Source organism: Mycobacterium attenuatum (genome assembly GCF_900566085.1).
Classification (GTDB): Bacteria; Actinomycetota; Actinomycetes; order Mycobacteriales; family Mycobacteriaceae; genus Mycobacterium; species Mycobacterium attenuatum.
On the sequence record NZ_UPHT01000080.1, the window covers coordinates 1 to 16,091 of the forward strand.

Genomic DNA, 16,091 nt, shown 5'->3' on the forward strand with positions numbered 1-16,091 from the left:
CGTTACCGCCGCCCGCTCCTACCAGCCCGGCAAGCGCCCCGCCGGAGCCTCCCGCGCCGCCGACCCCGCCGATACCCATAGTGGAGGCGCCGCCGGCGCCACCGTTGCCGCCCGCACCCAACAGCCCACCTGCGCCGCCTATCCCGCCGGAACCGCCGTTTCCGGTGGCGCCTGGCGCGGCTCCGCCGCTACCGCCGACCCCGCCGTTGCCCAACAGCCACCCGCCGGCGCCGCCGGCGCCTCCGTTACCTGCGTTGCCGGTCGAGGATCTGCCGCCCGCGCCACCAGCGCCACCGGTGCCCAACAAGCCGGCTGCGCCGCCCGCCCCGCCGTTTTGGCCCGGTCCGCCGGACCCGCCAGCGCCGCCGTCGCCGAGCAACCAACCACCGGGGGCGCCGTTTTGTCCGGTCCCGGGTGTGCCGTTGGCGCCGTTGCCGATCAGCGGGCGCCCAGTCAAGGCTTGGACCGGCGCGTTGATCGTGTTAAGCAGCTGCTGCAGTGGCGAAGCATTGGCGGCCTCAGCGCCGGCATAGGCTCCCGCGCTGGCGGCCAGTGCCTGCACGAACTGATCGTGGAAGGTCGCCGCCTGCGCGCTGAGCGCCTGGTACGCCCGGCCGTGGCCGGAGAACAGCGCGGCGATGGCCGCCGATATCTCATCCTCGGCTGCAGCCAGCAGACCCGTCGTCTGGGCCGCCGCGGCGGCGTTGGCCGCGGCGAGTGTGGAGTCCAGGCTGGCCAAATCGGTAGCCGCTGTATGTAGGGCCTCAGGTAGCGAAAACACGAACGACATTTCAGATCTCCTGGCAGCCCGCGACGACCTGCTTGGCGCCCGATCGTCATTGATGTGGTCGGCAAGAAGCACCGTATCGCGGCTGGTAGCAAGCTAGTTGGAAATTATTTGAAATCGCGCCGATTTCAATTTCGTGGGTAGGCGGCCAGTTGGCAGCTCATCGGGATTGCCCCGCGGCAAGGATCTGGCCGTCTGGACGGCGGGTGTGCGGCTAAGCGCTAAGCTGATATGTAGGGACGGATTGTCAAGGGGATACGGCGAATTGACCCCTGATATCGATTGCAGGGCAGGGATTTTCTGTTCCCCCGTAGCTGCTGTTGTGGACGTCGCATGGAGCCGAGGTCAAGGCTGGGGCCGCAAAGGCCCCGCCCCGAAGGGGCTTGGCTTTGGCGGTGGCGAGGGCGACGTCATCGTGTTGCAGCTATAGGGGACAAGGTAATTGGGGCGGACCGTGGGGGGATCGGGATCGAGGTCAGCGTGTCGTTTCGCGACGCGTGGTCAAGGCTGGTATGCACGGGTTGGTTACCGCAGGACCGGGTGTTGGGCTGGGAGCGTAGCGCGGATCTAAGGACGAGCGTGGCCAGAAAGCCTCGGCGGCTAGCGGTTGCTCATAAATCCGTTGTGCGTAGATACCGATATTGGGGCCGGCCGCGGTGCAGGCGGCGATCAACCGGGTCACATCTCGCAGCGCGTAATCGGCCTTTTGTGCGGGCAGGTCGGCACGATCGGTGCTGCGTCCACCGACGGGTCGGCGGGGATGGACTTTCACCAGGTTGCCGCGGTGATAGAACTTAACCAGCTCACTGTCGGCGCGGACATCGAAGTAGTGCCCGATCCATTGCTGGGGAAGCGAATACAGGGCCTTGGCGACCTCGGCGTGGAAATCGCGGTGCACTTTGGCCTTCTTGAACACCGGCACGTCATACACCCCGGGCGCCGCGAGCGGCAGTCCCTGTTCGGCGGTGGTGAACACCTCCAGCGGCCGGGCACACGTGGTGCCGTGGATGCGGGTGCCGGCCGGGCCCAGACACCACCGGGTCACAGCCTGCTGCGCCTGCTCCAGATTGGTGAATGTTTCACCGTCCCAGAAGTTTCGGCGCACATATTGCACCGCCCGTTCCACTCGAGGTTTGTCCTGCGTCATCAACTGCGCTTGATCCGGTAGGTGATCAGCGAACTGTCCGCGTGAGGCATCCGTTTCATCCGTGGTCCGGGCGGGAGTTCGTGTTTCTGGCGGTTCACGTGCACGTGCGTCTGCGCGGTGGCCAGACCCGCAGCCTCGCCCGTCGCGATACCACCCACATCCTGGCAGGCCCGCCAAACCCGCCCCGACACCGTCAAAGCATTTGACCGGCTCCTAGACACCCACACCGACGCCGAGGTCGCCGAAGCGCTGAACGCCGAAGGACACCGCTCCGGCGAGAACAAGCCCTTCACCGCTGGCATCGTCATTCACGTCCGACACAAGTACTATCTGCCCAGCCACGCCGACCGGCTCCGCGGATCAGGTCGCTAAGACAGGCGCTGATACCGCCGTCAAATATGCCGGTGCCGCCCGCGTCGCCGGGCGCGTCCAAGGCGATGGTGGCGTCGCACGCCGGCACCACCTGCTGGCCGGTCAACGAGACACCGTCGCGCAGGAACAGCGACCCGAGCCGGGCGTGGGTCGCCGACACGCTCAGTGGTGGTCCCGACTCGCGTCAGGCATTCGCCGCCAGCCCCGGGGACAACCCGATGCCCGGCGGCATGTACCGCAACCAAGTGTGGTGCCCCTACCCGGGCAGCAACGTCGTGTTATGCCTGGGCATGTGTGGTCAGATGATCTACGTCAACCGCCGTGCCCAGCTGGTCGCCGCCAAGTTGTCCAGCCAGCCCGATTCTCAGGACCCGCAGGTACAGCTGGACACGCTGCACGCATTCGATGCGGTGGCATGCGAATTAGCTTAAATCACAAGCTAATTCGCACGTGCGCTGCCGCTGGACGGCGAGCCTTGCGCATCAGGCCGTGGCCCGGTGCGCGAACTCGGTCGGCGCCACAGTACGGAAACAACTCACCGGGGCGGCATGGGCCGCATGGAACCGATGAAATAGGTTTCCTGCCCGGAGGGATATCCGCCGCCGTCGGTGGCGATATGCACGTGGTCGTAATGATTGAGCGTTTCCGAACCGTAGTCCGCCGTCCAGCTCGGGGCGCCAATGCCCGGATAGATCTTCTGCCGCCAGATCACGTGCAGCACGCCCCAGCGTTTCGCGTTCGCCAGTGCATACCCGGCGATTTGGTTGCCGAGCTCGATCCCTGCGGGAGCATCGTGGTTGGGAATCATCACGTCGATCGCCAACCCATTGGGATGCCACTTCAAGGGATCCTGGCGGTACCCGTAGATGGTGGTGATCTGAGGAAACAGCACGCTGATGGCACGGGCCGCCCAGATGGTCTTGACCTGCAGCCCCTGCTCCGACGCGACACCGGCCGGTAAGGCCAGCTGGAAGTCCTGGGCAGCGACGGGCGCGCTTGCGGCCAGCATCTGCGCCTCGGCGGGACTGGCGGTGGGCGGCGGGCTGAGCGGTGCGGCTACGGCACTACCGGTCGCAGGTGCGGCCGGGGTCTGCGCGCAGCAGAGATGCTCTGTCTTTTGGGCATAGATCATCGCGGCAGAGACGACGAGCGAGGCCGCGATTGCCAACCAGCGGCCCCGGCCGTTGGCCAACACGGCGGTGCCCACGAACAGCACTCTAGTGGCGTGGACGGCATATCAAGCAAGCTTTGTTATTTGTTCGTTGCCTACTTCGGTCAAGTGCAGCCGTCGCCGGTATTGGCCACAACCCTGCGCAGCGGGACCCACAGATCGTGGAGATGGTCACAACGCCCACCGGTCGCGAAGTCCACCGGCCGCGAGTTCCGGTGTCAGGCGTACTTTTCTCGAAGCTCTCGCTTGAGAATCTTGCCCGATGGATTGCGGGGTATGGTCTCGGCGAAGATCACCTTCTTGGGCACCTTGTAGCGTGCCAGCCGGGTGCCGCAGAACTCGACGATGTGTTGCTCGCTGACCTGGCTAGGGTCGGCGACGACGATGGCGCAGGCGATTTCGCCCCACTTCTCGTTGGCCACGCCGATGACCGCCACCTCGCTGACCCCGGGGATACCGATCACGACGCTTTCGATCTCCGCCGGGTAGATGTTCTCGCCCCCGGAAATAATCATGTCTTTTAGGCGATCCTTGATGTACAGGTAACCGTCGCCGTCGATTTCGCCGATATCGCCGGTGCGGAACCAGCCGTCGTCGAAAGCGTCTCGCGTGGCGTCCGGGCGGTTCCAGTATTCCTTGAGCAGGAAGTCGGACTTGATCACGACCTCGCCTTCGCCGCGTTCGCTGATCACGCCGTCATCGGTGCGCACCCGAATATCGGCGAACATGGTGGCGCGTCCCGCCGAACCGACCTTGCGCAGGGCGTCGTCGCCGAGCAGCAGTGCGCCGCTGCCGCATGATTCGGTGAGGGCATAGCCCTGTACCACTTGCATGTTCTTGGCGGCATACATCTTGATCAGGGCCTCGGGCATGGGCGCGCCGCCGGTGATGAAGTAGCGAAAGTGGGGCGAGTCCAGTTCGGCGAACTCGGGCAGCTGGCGCATGAAGTTCAGGATCGCCGGCACGGCGCCGCCGATGGTGATTCGTTCCTCGACGATCATCGACCACGCCTTGACCGGATCGAACTGCGGCATCGAGATCAGGCTGACTCCACGCATGGCGCAAAAGATCACCGTGGTCAGCGCCGCCACGTGGAACATCGGCAGCGGCAGTAGGACACGGTCCCGGTAGCGCACGTCGGCCGTCAGCGCCCACGAACTGGCCGCCGTGAACACCGAGTCATGGGTGTGCACCACCCCTTTCGGATGCCCGGTGGTACCCGACGTGTACATGAGGAACAAGTTGTCGGATCCACCGCACTCGCAGGCCGGTTCGCTATCGTCAACGGCCGCAAGGCGTTTGGCCAGCGAGCCACCTGCGCCCATCGCCGGCACCCAATCGATGACGGTGCAGGGATGGGTGGTGCCCTCCTTGATCGCTTCGACCACCGTCGTGAACGCGTCGCCGTAGAACAAGACCGTGCTGCCGCTGTCGGACAGAATGAACTCCAATTCAGGTGCCGCCAGTCGAGTGTTGAGTGGTACCGCGACGGCGCCGATTTTGGCCGCGCCGTAGAACAGGCAGCAGAACTCGACGCTGTTGGGCATCAACAAGGCCACCCGGTCACCCTTGCCGACCCCGAGCGAGGTCAGCACCTCGGCGCACCGGTTGGCCAGCGCGTTCATCTGTGTGTAGTCCATCCGCAGGTCCGCCGACGGCTCGACATAGGCCTCGAGTTGCGGAGAAACGATCGCACGTTGCCTGAGCATGGCGCCGATGTTCTTCATGGTGTCTCCCTAGTGGGGGTGCGTCGTCAGGTCCCGGCAACGCCCGCCGGGACGGGTGACGGAGATCCGTGGGCCGTTGTGCCGGTGTCGGTTTGGAGTTGCTGGAAGGCTGCTTCGATGAGTTGGGCAAGGCGGTAGGGCTCGTGCACCGCTTCCGGCGCCGCGCCTATGGCCAGGCAGATGTCAGTGTTGACGCTGGCGAAGGTGACGTTGAGTCCGGCGCCGGGCGGCAGGATCGGCAGGCCGTGGAAGGCGACCGCCGGCGCACCGGCCAAATACAGTTGCCCGGACGGCCCTTTCATGTTCGATATCACGACGTTGGCGCTGGGCACCTTGTCGAACCATGGCGACGTGTCGGATGCGGCCAGGCAGCCCGCCAACAGCAGCACATAGGCCTGGCGCGTTGTCGTTTGCATGCCACGGCCTTTGGCCTTCGCATCGCATGTCGCGCGGTTGATCTGTCTGAGCCGTTCGCGCAGGTCTACGTCGGGCTGACCCATGGGGATGAGTTCGGCGCTGACTTGGTTACCGCCCGCCTCGCCTGACTCGGCCCGCAGCGACATGGGCATGAACGCCACTAGGGGCCGGTCGGTGGCAGCCCGGTGCTCACGCAGGTAGTGGTGTAGCGCATCATCGATGGCGGTCATAACGACGTCGTTGACCGACGTGCCGGTCGCCTTGGCCACCGCCTTGACGTCGGCGAGTGGTAGTTCCATGTTGGCGTAGGCGCGCGCGCCCGATTTCGCCGTGTTGTTGAACAGGGTGCGTCGTGCGGTGAACGGCACAGATGCCTTGCGCGGCTTAAGATTCAGCGATTGCACACCGAGATCCAGCACGTCACCGCCCACTCCGAGGAGATCCCCGGGCAGCTTGGCCAGTCCCTTCAGCATCGCTTGCACTCGCTGAATTTGCGACGCCCTCGAAGGCGGGCGGCGTGGTTTGTCGGCGCCAGCAACGGCGATCCACGGAGCGGCCAGCGTCTTGTCGCGAGGTGAATCGCTGAGGAAGTTGCGCAAGACCCGCAGCCCGCTTTCCCCGTCGAGCAGTGCGTGATGCACTTTCAGCATGACGGCGAGGCGGCCGTTTTCGATGCCGTCGATGATGTAGCACTCCCACAGCGGATGCCCCCGGTCCAGCAGGCCGGTGTTCAGAAAGGAAACCGTTTCGTAGAACTGCTGCATGGAACCGGGACCCGGTATCGCGATGTGCCGGAGGTGATAGCACATGTCCGGCTCAACGGTTTCCCACGCCGCGACGTTTTTGCCCAGCCAGGTGAGCTTGTAATTAAACGGCTTGACCGGCCGGCTTTGGCGATAGGCGTCGAACAGGCGCGGGCCGAAAGTGGAGTGCTGGCCTTTGGGTTTCTGAAAGATGATGAAGGCCGCCATGTGAAATGGCCGGTTGGATCGCTCCAGTAACAGAAATGACAGATCGGTGGGGTTTATCCGGGTCATCGCGCGAGCTCCTGGGTATTCACGAGGGCCGCGAGGGCGTTCAGTTCGTCGACGAAGTAGTCGAATAGCCGCCAGCCGTCGCCGAGCACCTCGCGGTCGGCCAGCATGCAGATGTTGGCCTGGCCGCAGTAACTCCACATGGTGATGTTGAGTGCGGTGCCGTCGGCGATCTGACCGGTGGAATACCAGTTGGCTAGCTTCCAATTATCAAGGTAGAGAGCGTCTTTGGGTCCGGGCACGTTGGACAGCACCACGTTGCCGAACAGGCCGAAGCTGCCGCCTCGGCGGTGGATCGCCCTACGGATGAGCCCGATGGCCCAGGGCGGGACCACCTGCATCACCGAGCTGATGTCGGCGCCGGCTTCCTTGACCTCCTTGATGTGCTCCTTCATCTGCACGTTCGCCTCGTGGCTGGCGTGCAGGCGTTGCAGCGGGTCGGCGATGTCGCTGCGCAACCAGCAGAAGTCCTGGGTCGCGAAGTTGCCCCAACCCTGCCTGCCCTCGGGCCGCTCGCCGGCGAACGGGGTAGCACCGATCAGCGGGTGGGCGTCGGGGTCGTAGTTCAGGTCGGTCAGCAGCCGTCGCACCGCACCGGCCACGCAGTTGGTGAACACGTCGTTGATGGTGACGCCGAGCGCCTTGCTCACGGTGGTGAAGCGCTCGAGCGGGATGCTGTCGCAGACAAAGGTGCGGCCGGCACTGAGGGTGACGTTGATCGGGGTTTGCCGCATCTGTCCGGCAGACGGGTGGGGCGGCAGGCCGGCCGACTTGCGCTTGCGGTCCAGCATGAATCTGTGCCATAGCCCGGTGGCCACCTTGGGCATGTTGCCGATGGTGACCTCGGGCCAGTCGTGTAACGCCCGGCCCAGTCGGGTCGGCCAGGACGGCAGCGGCGGCGGGTCATAGGGCGGGGGATCTGCGGCTTTGACGCCCGGCTGTGGCTGATAGAACCGCTGCATCAGCCAGGAAGCACCCACGCCGTCGACGTAGGCGTGGTGCACCAGCATGACAAGCGCGACCTTGCCGTCCGCCAGTCCCTCGACGACCCACGTCATCCACAACGGCCGATTGCGGTCAAGTTGATAGGAATAGATCGCCGCCATGAATTCGCACAGGCTCTTGTGGTCTGCGGGCGGCGGGCAGGCCACGCGACGAATGTGGTAGTGCAGGTTGAAGTCCGGATCCTCCACCCAATAGGGGTGATTCAGGCCCAGCGGCGAGTCGAGGTACTTCCACCGCAGCGGCGGTACCAGGTGTATCCGGCGCTCCGATTCTTCGTAAAACCTCTTGAAAGACCAACCCTGCGGATCGGTGGACGGATCGATGATCGCCACCTTGAACGTGTGCATGTAGGCCTTCGACGTCTCCATACCCAACATGATTGAGTCGACACCGTTGAGTCGTTTCATCATTGCCTCTCAGCTAGGGCCGAGTGCGATAATCGGCGGCGCTAAAACCCGCCGCCAAGTCTGGCGTCGGGTACCTGGTTGGTGACGCCGAAGCCATCGGTGCACGGTACTGCACGTGGTCATCGAAATTCGGAGAATTCATCAAGCTCGGCGGTAATGGTTCCTTGAGGCGGGCGTGCCCGACGCGCAGATAAGAAACTGGCTGAGAGTCATCGGCATTGCGGCTCATGGGTATTTCTCCCGGTCTATTCGACGCCCGCAGCTTTGCACCGTGATTGCGGGGGCGGCGTTAGCTCACCGCCGACCCCACTGTGGCGTTTCGGCTGCGCCGGCGTCTTGACCATGAAGGACAAGTCTTTGACATTTGACGACGGCGGGGCGATCGCCGCGAGCGACCCCGCGTTGTATTCCGATTAGTCCGTCGGGGATCCGATGGGCACCGGCGTGATGTTCCAGACGTCGTCGCAGTACTCGGCGATGGCCCGGTCCGAGGAGAACTTGCCGCTGTGCGCGGAGTTGAGGATCGACTTACGCGTCCAGGCCTCGGTGTCGCGCCAGGTGGCATCGACCTCCTGCTGGGCGCGCACGTAATCGGCATAGTCGGCGATGACCAGGAACGGATCGTGGTCGGTCAGGTTGGCGATCAGTGGCGCAAACACCGCGCTGTCGCCGCGGGAGAACCGGCCGCCGGCGATCAGACCGAGAACCGCTGCCAGCTCCTCGTTTTCGCGGATATAGTCACCGGGTCGATAGCCGTCGTGCAGCACGCGTTGCACCTCTTGGACCGTCAGCCCGAAGAGAAAGAAGTTCTCCGCACCGACCTGCTCGCGGATCTCGACGTTGGCGCCGTCGAGCGTGCCGATGGTCAGCGCCCCGTTCATCATGAATTTCATGTTCCCGGTGCCCGACGCCTCTTTGCCGGCCGTCGAGACCTGCTCGGACAGATCTGCCGCGGGATAGATCACCTGCGCGTTCTGGACGTTGAAGTTTGGAATGAAGGCTACTTTCATGCGGCCGTTGACGTCAGGATCGGCGTTGACGGTTTCCGCGACGGAGTTGACCAGCTTGATCATGAGTTTGGCCATGGTGTAACCGGGTGCCGCCTTGCCGCCGAAAATGTATGCGCGCGGCGCCATTTCTAGATCCGGACGTTGCTTGAGCCGGTGGTAGGCGGTGACGATATGCAGCAGGTTGAGATGCTGACGCTTGTATTCGTGGATGCGCTTGACCTGGATGTCGAAGAGCCAGTCCGGGTCCAGCGCGATACCGGTGGTGGACCGCACGTAGTCCGACAGCCGCGCCTTGTTCTCCCGCTTGACGGCCCGCCATCGCTGCTGCAGCGCGGGATCATCCGCCAGCGGGGCCAGCTCGCGCAACCGGTCGAGATCGCGCAACCACCCTTCCCCGAGCGTCTCGTCGAGCAACCGGCGCAGGCCTGAATTGGCAAGGGCGACGAAGCGGCGCGGGGTCACCCCGTTGGTCTTGTTGCTAAACCGCTCCGGCCACATCTCGTAGAAGTCTTTGAGCACAGTGGTTTTCAGAAGCTCGGAGTGTAGCGCCGCGACACCGTTGACGGCATGGCTGCCAACGGTCGCCAGGTGCGCCATGCGAATCCGCCGTTCGCCGCCCTCGTCGATCAGCGACATCCGCCGGACGCGGTCCTCGTCACCGGGGAACCGTGCGCGCACCTCGTCGAGGAAGCGGCGGTTGATCTCATAGATGATTTCCAGGTGCCGCGGCAGGAATCGCTGAAACATTGACAGCGGCCAGGTTTCGAGGGCCTCGGGCAGCAGGGTGTGGTTGGTGTAGGCCAACGATGCCACGGTGATCTGCCATGCCTCGTCCCAGTCGAGATCACGTTCATCGACGAGCAGGCGCATCAACTCGGCGACGGCGATCGAGGGGTGGGTGTCGTTGAGTTGTATCGCGACCCGGTTCGAGAGCTCCCGGACCGGCAGGCCGGCGAAGTCTTCGAGCAGATGCAGCATGTCCTGCAGCGAGCAGGACACGAAGAAGTGCTGCTGGGCCAGCCGCAGTTGCTTGCCTAGTTCCGGCTGATCATTGGGGTAGAGCACTTTGGTGAGGGTTTCAGAGACCACCTGGTCATCCACGGCGCGGTAGTAGTCGCCGGCGTTAAAGGCGTCCAGGGCAAGCGACTGGATGGCGCGGGCGCTCCATAGCGTGAGGGTGTTGCAGGTGTTGACGCCATAGCCCTGAATGGGCGTGCCGTAGTAGACGCCCTTGGCCGCGCGCTGCGGGACCCAGCGCACCCGGTGCCTGCCGCGCTCGTCGGTGTAGGCCTCGGTGTGTCCGCCCCAGCCGACCTGATAGCTCAGTTCGGGTTTGGCGATCTCCCACGGATTGCCGTCGGCCAGCCAGTTGTCGGTCTTCTCCACCTGCCAGCCGTCGTGGATTTCCTGGTCGAAGATTCCGAATTCGTAGCGGATGCCATAACCGATGGCTGGACGCTCCAGCGTGGCCAGCGAGTCCAGGTAGCAGGCCGCTAACCGGCCCAGTCCGCCGTTGCCCAGGCCCGGTTCCTCCTCGCAGGCCAGCACCTCGTCGAGGTCTTGGCCCAGTGCGGCCAAGGCCGTCCGGGCTTGGTCCTCGAGCTGCAGGTTGAGCAGGTTGTTGCCCAGGTGCGGGCCGAGCAGGAACTCCGCCGACAGATAGCAGGCCACCTTGCGGGACAGGTCGAGGTAGGTCTGGGTGGTTTCGATCCACCGCTGCTGCATCCGGTCGCGCACGGCCAGCGCCAGGGCACGGTAGTAGTGCTTGGGCTGCAGGAAGGCGGCCGGGCGGCCGAGGGAGTAGCGCAGGTGGTCCTCGATCGCCTGGAGCAGCGCGTGGGAACTCATGCCGGTACGGACATCCTCGACGCTGGAGGGTGCTGCGCCGGCAGCCGATGCTGTCATCGACGATTGGGCAGCAGGCTGATCGGCGTGGGTCATGTTGGGGCTTCCCTCATTGGTATTCCAGCTGTCGTGGTGCATGCGAGTATGGCACTGCGGATGGGCCGACGGTTGGTGGCCCGCGATCAGATCAGGCGTCAGTCGGCGAGCCGCGAACTGGGGCTGGCTTTCTTTTCCGCATACATCAATTCGTCTGCCTGAGCGAGTAATTCGTCGACGGTGCTGACGTCGGCCGCGCGCGCCGACACCACGCCGATGCTGGCAGAAACGCGATAGGACCGGTGGCTGGCCTCGTTGAAATGTCGAAATCCCGCTACCAGCAGCGTCTTGAGCGTCGCGGAATCACAGTCGACATCAGTGACCAGGGCGCAGAATTCGTCGCCGCCCATGCGGGCGAGGATGGCCGACTCGGGCAGTGCGCAGCGCAGCACCCGGGCCACGTCGGCGATCAGTGTGTCGCCCACATCGTGGCCCAGTTGATCGTTGACCCGTTTGAGTCCGTCGACGTCTAGGAACGCGAGTATGCAATCGCGACCCTGGCGGCGCGCCGCGCCCAGCGCCGCATCGGCCAGCAGATAGAAACCGCGGCGGTTGTTGAGCCCGGTCAGTTCGTCGGTCACCGACAGGCGGCGGATCTCCTCATGGCCCTTTTCCAGCGCCGCGGTGCGGTCGCGTACACGCCGTTCCATTTCGGCGTAGACCTGGACGTTCTCCATCGCGATAGAGGTCGAGTCGGCCAGAGCTTGAAGCAGGCAGACCTCTTGCTCGGTAGGCCGGTGCAGCTGTGCCCAGTAGTTGCCGATCGCACCGATCGGATCGAGCTTGCGGATCGGAACTATCACCAGGCTCTTGACGAACGTGGGGCGGTAGATGGTGTGCGGAATGCGGGGGTCGCCGTAGATATCCGGGACCACTGCCGCGGCTCGGTTGAGCATCGCCCAGCCGCTGATACAGGCTTCGACCGGGAATCGGCTGCCCTTCCACAGCGGAGCGATGGCGTCTTCTTCGGCGTAATAACACGTGTCCTGCTCGCGCAGCACGAACGTGGCACCGTCACAACCGAGAAGTTCCCGCGCCGACGACCGGACAATTTGCTGTATGTCGGGCAAGCTGCGCGCCAACGACAGTTCCTGGACGGCCTGCAAGAGGCGTTCCATACCGCTGACATAGTCGAAAAGAGCACATTGCGGTGGCGATGACGAAGCGGCGGGCACGGGCAAATGCGGGGCGTTCATGCACACCTCCGTGCAAAAACTGGCCGCATCTGGGCGAAAGGCGGCGCCCAACGCCGTCGTGTACGTTACATCGGTCGACGACACGTTGTTCTGGATCCGCCGATAATGGCCGGTTGACCGGCAACTTCCGCTCGTTTAGCGAACGCCGGATCCCGGAGCCCGGCGACCGCCGGTCAGTGTGGGTGTGGCCTTTGGTCACCGCGATCGGGCGAACTCGGGAAGTCAGTGGCGAGCTTCGCGCACAGGCCACCATCGGTGCGCCGCGACCGGCGGGCATCCGGGCCGGGCAACGCGACCCTGGCGAACGCCGCTCAAGGCGTCCAACTGCGCCGATGCGGGGCCTCCTACCTGCGCAAGCGCCTACGGCGTCGCTGTCGTCCGATGTTGGGATCGGTAGCCGCGCAGATCGCCCAGATTGAAGGAACCAGATTGAAGGAAGGTGCTAAGTTGACGTCGCCGGTCGGGGTCTGGAGCCGATATTTCGCAATATGGACTGTTCCGCGCTCGCCGGTTTGGCCCCTTGACCCGACCTTGTGCAGGCGCTGAGGAGAACCAGTGAGTATCAATCCGTTCGACGACGACAATGGCAGCTTTTTCGTTTTGGTCAACGACGAGGAGCAGCACAGCCTGTGGCCGGTGTTCGCGGATATTCCGGCCGGATGGCGCGTCGTTTACGGTGAGGCGTCCCGGGCGGAGTGCCTCGATTACGTGGAACAGAACTGGACCGACATACGACCGAAGAGCCTGCGCGACAGGCTCGCCCGCAACGCCGGCTCTGACTCCTAAATTCCGCTCGGGATCGACGGTCCGATGAAACCGGACGAGCAGCCGCGTGGGAGGCCGGCCGATGGGCAGGTCGAGATCCGCGGTTATCGCATCGAGTTGGGTCAGATTCGGGCCGCACTAGCCGACCTGGCCGGCGTCGAGCAGGCGGTGGTCATCGCCCGTGAGGAGCACCCCGGTGACCAGCGCCTGGTCGGTTATGTCACCGAATCGTTCCCGGGCGCGCTGGACCCGGCCGGGGCACGCGCGGAGCTGGCGGAGCGGCTGCCGTCGTACATGGTGCCGGCTGCGGTGGTGGTGCTGGGGGCGTTGCCGCTGACGGCCGACGGCGAAGTCGACCGCCGGGCGCTGCCGGCTCCTGAATACCAGGACAGCGATAGTTACCGCGCGATCGAGAAGGTGCTCGTCGACATCTTCGTCCAGGTTCTCGGGGTAGCGCCGGAACGGGTTGGCGTCAACGAGTCGTTTTTCGACCTGGGTGGCGACTCGCTGTCGGCGATGCGCGCGATTGCCGCGGTCAATGCGGCCTTGGACGCCGATCTCAAGGTGGGTGCGCTGTTCAACGCGCCGACCATCGCCGAGCTGGCCTCGCGCATCGGCGGTGATCGGGGTGGGCTGAGGCCGTTGACGGCTGTTGAGCGGCCGGCGGTGATTCCGTTGTCGTTCGCGCAACGCCGGTTGTGGTTCATCGACCAGCTGCAGGGTTCCTCGCCGGTCTACAACCGGGCGGTGGCGTTGCGGCTGACCGGGCACCTTGATGTCGCCGCGCTCCATGCGGCCGTGGCCGACGTGGTGGGCCGCCACGAAAGCCTGCGCACGGTGTTTTCGGCAATCGACGGGGTACCTCGGCAGCTGGTTCTCCTTGCAGAACAGGCCGATTTCGGCTGGGAGCTGATCGATGCAGCGGGCTGGCCGCCGGCCCGGCTGACCGAGGCCATTGTGGACGCGACTCACTACCCCTTTGACCTGGAGACCGAAATCCCTTTGAAAGCAAGGCTTTTCAGAGTCGGCGACCAGGAACATGCACTGGTGATTGTGGTGCACCACATCGCCGGAGACGGCTGGTCGATCGGCGTGCTGGCCGCCGATGTGGGTGTGGCGTACATGAGCCGACGTGCGGGCCGTACCCCCGGTTGGGCCGAATTGCCGGTGCAGTACGCCGATTACGCGGTGTGGCAGCGGGAAAATCTCGGCGATCTGGCCGACCAGGCAAGTCCGCTGGCCGCGCAGGTGCGGTTTTGGGAAGATGCGCTGGCCGGCATGCCCGATCGCCTGCAACTTCCGACCGACCGGCCCTATCCCGCGGTCGCCGATCACCGCGGCGCCACGCTGCCGGTGACCTGGCCGGCCTCATTGCAGCAGCGGATACGCGACGTGGCCCGCGACCACAACGCCACCAGTTTCATGGTGGTCCAGGCCGCGCTGGCGGTGCTGTTGTCCCGGCTGAGCGCCAGCTCCGATGTGGCGATCGGCTTCCCGATCGCAGGTCGCGGTGATCCCGCGCTGGACGCGCTGGTGGGATGTTTCGTCAACACCCTGATACTGCGGGTGGACGTGGCCGGGGATCCCAGCTTCACCCAATTGCTCGCCCAGGTGCGGCAGCGCAGCCTGGCCGCCTACGACCGCCAAGACGTGCCGTTCGAGGCGCTGGTGGAGCGGCTCAACCCACCCCGGTCGCGGACTCACCATCCGCTGATCCAGGTGATACTGGCCTGGCAGAACTTCGCCTTCCGATACGACGACCCCACCGCGCAACTGGCCCTGGGTGACCTCCAGACCAGTCCCATACCCATCGAAAGCCACACGGCCCGGATGGATCTCGCTTTTTTCCTGGCCGAACGCGTCACCGGCAGCGGTGCGCCCGCCGGGATCGGCGGGACGGTCGAATTCCGCACCGATGTGTTCGACGCGGCCAGTGTCGAGGCGCTGATCGGGCAGCTGGAAACGGTGCTGGAGGCGGTCACGACCGACCCGGGGCGGTCGCTCTCGTCGATAGATCTGCTCGACGCGGCCGAACATGCGCTTCTCGATGACTGGTCCAACCTCGCCACGCTGACCCGGCCCGCGTCCCCGACGTCGATTCCGGTGCTCTGGGCCGCCCAGGTGGCCCGGAGCCCGCACGCGGTGGCGCTGACGCATCTGGAACGCTCGTGGACCTATCGTGAGGTTGACGATGCCGCAAACCGGTTGGCGCACCTGCTGGTTAAGCGTGGCATCGGCGCGGGTGCATATGTGGCGCTGCTAATGGAGCGCTCCGCGCAGGCCGTGATAGCGATCCTGGCAGTGCTCAAGGCCGGAGCGGCCTACCTGCCGCTGGATCCCGCGATGCCCGCAGCCCGGTTGACATTCATGGTCAGCGACGCTGCGGCGATGGCCGTCATTACCAGCGCCGGGCGCCCGGAATGGCTGGATAGGAACGGCCTTGTGGTGATTGACCTCGCCGACCCCGGGATCGCGGATTATTCAGGCACGTCCCTGCCCGCGCCGGCCGCCGATGACATCGCCTACCTGATCTACACCTCGGGCACCACCGGCACGCCCAAAGGTGTTGCCATCACTCACCGAAACGTTACCCAGCTGATCATGTCCCTGGACGGCGGCCTGCCGCCGCCGTCGGAACAGGTTTGGTCACAGTGGCATTCCTATGCATTCGATTTCTCGGTGTGGGAGATCTGGGGTGCGCTGCTACACGGGGGCCGGCTGGTGGTGATACCGGAGTCCGTGTCGGGCTCGCCGACCGAATTTCACGCTCTGCTGGTGGCCGAACACGTCAACGTGCTTACTCAGACCCCTTCCGCGGTAGGCATGTTGGCGCCGCAGGGGTTGGAATCGGCGGCGCTGCTGATGGGTGGTGAGCCGTGTCCGGCGCAGGTGGTGGATCGGTGGGCGCGGGGTCGGGTGATGGTCAATGCTTATGGTCCCAGTGAGACGACGGTGTATGCGTCGAAGAGCGGGCCGCTGGTTGTGGGTTCGGGGGTGCCGCCGATTGGGTCGCCGGTGTCGGGGGCGGCGTTGTTGGTGCTGGATGGGTGGTTGCGGCCGGTGCCGGTGGGTGTGGTGGGGGAGTTGTATGTGGCGGGTTTTGGTGTGGGGG

General features: G+C 64.9%; 10 protein-coding genes and 3 pseudogenes. 4 read left to right on the forward strand and 9 right to left on the reverse strand.

What is annotated here, in order from left to right; genetic code table 11:
• Positions 1-790 (reverse strand): PE family protein (locus tag EET13_RS13610; RefSeq protein WP_136623159.1); only part of this gene is annotated, 790 nt, incomplete at its 3' end.
• Between the two features lie 472 nt (positions 791-1,262).
• The gene (locus tag EET13_RS13615) at positions 1,263-1,934 is read right to left on the reverse strand and encodes a Mu transposase domain-containing protein (protein WP_342211458.1); all 672 of its coding nucleotides are present in this window, start codon (positions 1,932-1,934) and stop codon (positions 1,263-1,265) included.
• 117 nt (positions 1,935-2,051) lie between these two features.
• Here EET13_RS13615 and EET13_RS30355 point away from each other — a divergent pair, with 117 nt between their 5' ends.
• The gene (locus EET13_RS30355) at positions 2,052-2,306 is read left to right on the forward strand and encodes a hypothetical protein (protein ID WP_168990778.1); all 255 of its coding nucleotides are present in this window, start codon (positions 2,052-2,054) and stop codon (positions 2,304-2,306) included.
• On the opposite strand, the pseudogene EET13_RS31455 reads toward EET13_RS30355, so the two are convergent.
• A pseudogene (locus tag EET13_RS31455) lies at positions 2,290-2,385 on the reverse strand (hypothetical protein); the annotation flags it as partial. The gene EET13_RS30355 and the pseudogene EET13_RS31455 overlap by 17 nt on opposite strands.
• A 64-nt stretch (positions 2,386-2,449) precedes the next feature.
• Here EET13_RS31455 and EET13_RS13620 point away from each other — a divergent pair.
• A pseudogene (locus EET13_RS13620) lies at positions 2,450-2,737 on the forward strand (serine hydrolase domain-containing protein); the annotation flags it as partial.
• 104 nt (positions 2,738-2,841) lie between these two features.
• On the opposite strand, the gene EET13_RS13625 reads toward EET13_RS13620, so the two are convergent.
• From EET13_RS13625 to EET13_RS13650, 6 genes are all read right to left on the reverse strand, one after another.
• Entirely contained in the window at positions 2,842-3,513 is a 672-nt protein-coding gene (locus EET13_RS13625) for a VldE C-terminal domain-containing protein (protein WP_425293679.1), read from the reverse strand.
• 182 nt (positions 3,514-3,695) lie between these two features.
• Positions 3,696-5,204, reverse strand: a complete 1,509-nt coding sequence (locus tag EET13_RS13630; RefSeq protein ID WP_122442796.1) for an acyl-CoA synthetase — start codon at positions 5,202-5,204, stop codon at positions 3,696-3,698.
• 26 nt (positions 5,205-5,230) lie between these two features.
• Positions 5,231-6,658: a WS/DGAT/MGAT family O-acyltransferase gene (locus EET13_RS13635; RefSeq protein ID WP_122442797.1), complete on the reverse strand. Its 1,428-nt coding sequence runs from the start codon at positions 6,656-6,658 to the stop codon at positions 5,231-5,233.
• Positions 6,655-8,070: a wax ester/triacylglycerol synthase family O-acyltransferase gene (locus EET13_RS13640; RefSeq protein ID WP_122442798.1), complete on the reverse strand. Its 1,416-nt coding sequence runs from the start codon at positions 8,068-8,070 to the stop codon at positions 6,655-6,657. Before EET13_RS13640 ends, EET13_RS13635 begins: the two co-directional genes overlap by 4 nt.
• 410 nt (positions 8,071-8,480) lie before the next feature.
• Positions 8,481-10,982, reverse strand: a complete 2,502-nt coding sequence (locus tag EET13_RS13645; RefSeq protein WP_122442801.1) for a glycogen/starch/alpha-glucan phosphorylase — start codon at positions 10,980-10,982, stop codon at positions 8,481-8,483.
• A gap of 134 nt (positions 10,983-11,116) precedes the next feature.
• Positions 11,117-12,214, reverse strand: a complete 1,098-nt coding sequence (locus EET13_RS13650; RefSeq protein WP_122442799.1) for a sensor domain-containing diguanylate cyclase — start codon at positions 12,212-12,214, stop codon at positions 11,117-11,119.
• 555 nt (positions 12,215-12,769) lie between these two features.
• Here EET13_RS13650 and EET13_RS13655 point away from each other — a divergent pair.
• Positions 12,770-13,000, forward strand: a complete 231-nt coding sequence (locus EET13_RS13655) for an MbtH family protein (RefSeq protein ID WP_122442800.1) — start codon at positions 12,770-12,772, stop codon at positions 12,998-13,000.
• A gap of 57 nt (positions 13,001-13,057) precedes the next feature.
• Positions 13,058-16,091, forward strand: a pseudogene (locus EET13_RS13660) (condensation domain-containing protein); the annotation flags it as partial.